This window comes from Nocardioides sp., from assembly GCF_025965415.1.
Lineage (GTDB): Bacteria > Actinomycetota > Actinomycetes > Propionibacteriales > Nocardioidaceae > Nocardioides.
In genome coordinates this window covers 1-3,784 of record NZ_JAOPWY010000172.1, presented here as the reverse complement: position 1 = coordinate 3,784, position 3,784 = coordinate 1, and the positions used below count along the sequence as shown (strand labels likewise).

General features: G+C 74.1%; 5 protein-coding genes. All 5 read right to left on the bottom strand.

Annotated features, from left to right (window positions below):
* On the bottom strand, window positions 1–341 hold a 341-nt coding region (locus tag JWN97_RS18180), incomplete at its 3' end, for a hypothetical protein (RefSeq protein WP_297626068.1).
* A 71-nt stretch (window positions 342–412) separates the two neighbouring features.
* On the bottom strand, window positions 413–1,177 hold the full coding sequence (locus tag JWN97_RS18175) for an IclR family transcriptional regulator (RefSeq protein ID WP_297626065.1): 765 nt from the start codon (window positions 1,175–1,177) through the stop codon (window positions 413–415).
* Between the two features lie 18 nt (window positions 1,178–1,195).
* On the bottom strand, window positions 1,196–2,458 hold the full coding sequence (locus JWN97_RS18170; RefSeq protein WP_297626062.1) for a vanadium-dependent haloperoxidase: 1,263 nt from the start codon (window positions 2,456–2,458) through the stop codon (window positions 1,196–1,198).
* Window positions 2,459–2,547: 89 nt separating this feature from the next.
* On the bottom strand, window positions 2,548–3,249 hold the full coding sequence (locus tag JWN97_RS18165; RefSeq protein WP_297626059.1) for a helix-turn-helix transcriptional regulator: 702 nt from the start codon (window positions 3,247–3,249) through the stop codon (window positions 2,548–2,550).
* An 85-nt stretch (window positions 3,250–3,334) separates the two neighbouring features.
* Window positions 3,335–3,784 (bottom strand): hypothetical protein (locus tag JWN97_RS18160; RefSeq protein ID WP_297626056.1); only part of this gene is annotated, 450 nt, incomplete at its 5' end.

The window sequence follows — 3,784 nt, the reverse complement described above, 5'->3', positions numbered from 1 at the left end:
CTCGCGGACCGCTGCGCGGGCGTCGTCCGGTCGGGCGCGGCGGCGGCCTCGCCGCTGCGGCTGATCGCGTTCTTGGTGGTCGGGTCGTTGTGCACGTGCCCGTGACCGTCGGAGAGGGCGCCGCCGGCGACCGTCTCGATGCCGGCCCTGCCCGGGTGCGTGTGCGGCCGGCTCTCCGCCGCGACCTCCGCACGCTGCCGCACCTGGGCGTCGTACGTCGTCGACAGGCTGGCCGTGGCGGGCCCGCTGGGGGCCGCGGAGAGGACGCCGCCGGTCACCAGCACGCCGGCTGCCAGGAGCGAGATCGCGATGCGCTGCACGGGGCGGTGGGTCGGGGTCACGGCACCTCCTTGTCGTCTGAGGCCTCAACGAGGGTGGCCCACGACGGGCTACGTGACCACCGTCTCCGCCGTCACCGCACAGCCGCCGCGCCGCTGACCCGTCGCGTCAGCCGGGTGGCCGTCGCGGTCACCGCGGCCGCGATCGCGGGGACGTCCGCCGCGGCGTCGCTCGGGAAGGTCACCGCGACGCCGGCCACGGGGTGCGCGTTGTGGTCGAGCACGGCAGCCGCGACGCTCTGCAGGCCCGGGGTCACCTCGCCGTCCTCGGTGGCGTGCCCGCGCTGCCGGGTCGCGGACAGGAGGGCGCGCAGTGCGCTGAGCGACGCCGGTCCCTTGCCGTGGCGGTCGACGAACGCGTCACGGTCGGGATAGAGCGCCCGCACCTGGCTGGCCGGGAGCGCGGCCAGGATGGTGCGCCCCGACGCGGTCAGGTGCGCCGGCAGGCGTACGCCGACGTCGGTGACCAGCGGCGGCCGCCCGGGCGCGCGCTCCTCGATGACGTAGAGCACGTCGCGACCGTGCAGCACCGCGAGATGGGCGCCGTGGCCGGTGCGGTCGACCAGCTCGGCCAGCGGGCGGCGGGCCAGCCGGGCGAGCGGCTCCTGCCGGGTGAAGCCGCTGCCGACCTCGAAGGCCGCGACCCCGAGGCCGTAGCGGTGCTCGTCGGGCAGGTGCACGACGAAGCCCTCGTCGATCATCGTGTTGAGCAGGTGGTAGGCCGTGCTGCGCGGCAGGTCGCAGGCCCGCACGATCCGGTCGAGCGGGACGGGATCTGCCTGCGTGGCCAGGAACCGCAGCACCCGCAGGGTGCGGGTCGCGGCGGGAACCTGGCTCACGCGACAGATCGTGGCACGTCAGCGCCTTCTGTGGTGCCTGTCCATCTCCTGCATCACCGCGCGGGCCGTCCGGTGGCCGATGGAGTAGGCGTCGGTCACCGCGTCGCGGAAGTGGAACCCGCCCCAGATCCGCGCGTTGAGGGCGTCGTACTCCAGCTGGGTGAGGGTGGCGTAGGTCCTCGGGGCGGTCGGGAAGTTGCTCGAGCGCAGCTCCAGGGGTGTCGTCTCGCCGAGGCGGGTGCGGATCACCTCGACCGCGGGACCGGTGAGGCACCCGTGCCCGCTGACGTAGTCGGAGTACGGCGGACTGGGCAGCAGCGGCGTCCAGCCGGCCTCCGGCTGGGTGTCGGGGTTGCCGTCGTCGGCGGCCGCGGCGATCGCCTGGAACGGACGCCAGAAGCCGACGTCGCGCTTGAGCTGCCAGCACCTGATGAGCGAGTCGGTCATCGCGCCGTGGATCGTGGCGAACAGCGAGGCTGCCTCCTGGATGCCGACCGGGTGCGCCTCGAGGTAGCGGACGAGTGCGTCCCCGACCATCGTGGCGGAGTTGCTGTTGAAGAACACCGCGGTGTCGGCCTGCGCCTGGGTGCGGACGGTCGGTCCGGTGCCGCCGAGCAGCCGCACCTCGGTGTAGTCGGTGGTGTAGTCGGCACTCGTCAGCGCGTCCGGCCCGTCGACGCGGGCCAGCCGGTGCACCACGAGCGGGCGCATCGAGCCGATCCAGGCGGCCAGCATGTCCGTCGCCGGTGGCGTGGGCTGCCAGGTCCCGATCGCCGGCGGGAGCGTGTAGTGGATGGAGGTGTCGCCGTAGCCGTCGTCGGCGCGCTCGTCGATCAGGTCGGCGGCCACCGCCTTCCCGATCCGGGTGCCGCGGTCCTCGGCTGCGCCGTCGGGAACACCGGCCAGCGAGGTGACGAGCTGGGCGTCCAGCGCGCTCGCGGCGGCCGGCACGTAGTGGACCAGCACGTCGTGGGCGGCGTTCGCGGCGGCGGCGGTCTCGGAGCTGTCGTGCCGCCGCGCCGACCACTGCACGGCGTCGTACATCGCGGTCGACGTGTAGCCGAGCAGCGGCACTCCGACCGGGATGGGCGTGGCGGGATAGATGCTGGTGAATGCCGTGCGCTCCCAGTCGAGGACCACCTGGGCGCTCTCGGTCGACGACGGCGGTGGGTGGGGGTGCGTGCGGTGCGGCCCGCCCGACGTGGCGGGAGGCATGGCGAGGGCCGCGCCGGTCAGCAGGACTGCCGAGGCCAGGACGGTGTGCGTGCGGAGGTGCTTCATGGGGTGGGCCTTCCTCGGGACGACATCAGTCACCAGAGTCGGCTCGGCGAGGCACGGATCGGTATTCGCCTTTGCGCGAATTCGCGGTGTCAGCCGAGGCGCTCGAGCCGCTCGCGGAGGTCGAGGTCCGGGAGGTCGCGGCCCTGGAGGCGAGCGACGGCGGCGACCCGGCTGGTCACGCCGAGCTTGCGGTAGCTGTTCTCGAGGTGCTTGCGGATCGTCGACGGAGCGACGAACAGGTCGGCGGCGATCTCCGCGTTCGACCGGCCGGCCGCGACGTGGCTGAGCACCCGACGCTCCTGCGTGGTCAGCGACGCGGGCAGGGCGGGAGTGGGTCGCTCACGCGTGAGGCGGGCCAGGGTCGGCGCCAGCATCCGGAGCATCGCGAGGTCGCGGTCGGTGAACGGTCCCTGCCGGTCGAGGAACAACTGGACGAGACAGGTGGCGCCGTTGCGGAAGCCGATGGCCACGCTGTCCCACTGCGCCGGCAGGCCACCGAAGCAGGCCTCGGCCGCGCGCGGGTGCTCGCTCCAGTGCATGATCCCGAGGTAGTGGGGTCCTCCGGGGGACTTCTCGAGCTCGAGCGTGTCGATGTCGCCGCTCAGGAGGATGCCGTCGGTGAGCGCGTAGGAGCCGTCCTGGAACACCGCACCGACCTCGTCGGCCGGGATCAGCACCGCCAGGTCCTCGAGGGCCCGTCGCGACGGCAGCGGCGACCCCGGGCATGGCTCAGCACCCAGCAGGTCGCGGAGGGCCCACTGCTCCCTGTCGTTGAGCACGAGGCGTGGCATGGCGTGTCCCAGTCCTCGATGCTAGTGCGAGGCCCGGGATTCCTCCGACTGGTCCAGACGACCTGCCCCGCCCGCAGGCGCGGGGTCAGGCCTTGTCGGAGTCCTTGCGGGTGAACCAGCCGCCACTGGTGCCGTCGCTCTCCATCGGCTTGCCCGGCATGTCGTTGGCCCCGGGAGTGCGGCGCGGCAGCAGCGGGGTGCCGTCGGCGGCCTGGCCCTCGGCCTGGGCCTCGGCTGAGGGGGCCGAGGGCGGCTGCGTCGTCGGCTCGGTCGGGGTCTCGTGCTGCGTCACCGTCTCGGTGGCCGGCTCCGCCTGCGGCGCGGCCTCGGGCTCGCGGTTGACCTCGGAGGGCGGGGTGGGCTGCTGGTCGACCGTGCCGCCGACCTGGGGCGCGTAGTCGTCGGCCCGGTGGTCGACGCGCGGGTCCAGCCGGTCGGCGGCGCGCACCTCCGCCTCGTGCTCGGCCTCGGCCTGCGAGGCGGCCACGCGTGCCTGCTCGGCCTCGGCCTGCGCCCGCTCGGCGGCGAGCCGCGC

Excerpts from the sequence above, each read along its gene's own strand:
- JWN97_RS18170 (WP_297626062.1), bottom strand. The coding sequence starts at position 2,458 with ATGAAGCACCTCCGCACGCACACCGTCCTGGCCTCGGCAGTCCTGCTG.
- JWN97_RS18165 (WP_297626059.1), bottom strand. The coding sequence starts at position 3,249 with ATGCCACGCCTCGTGCTCAACGACAGGGAGCAGTGGGCCCTCCGCGAC.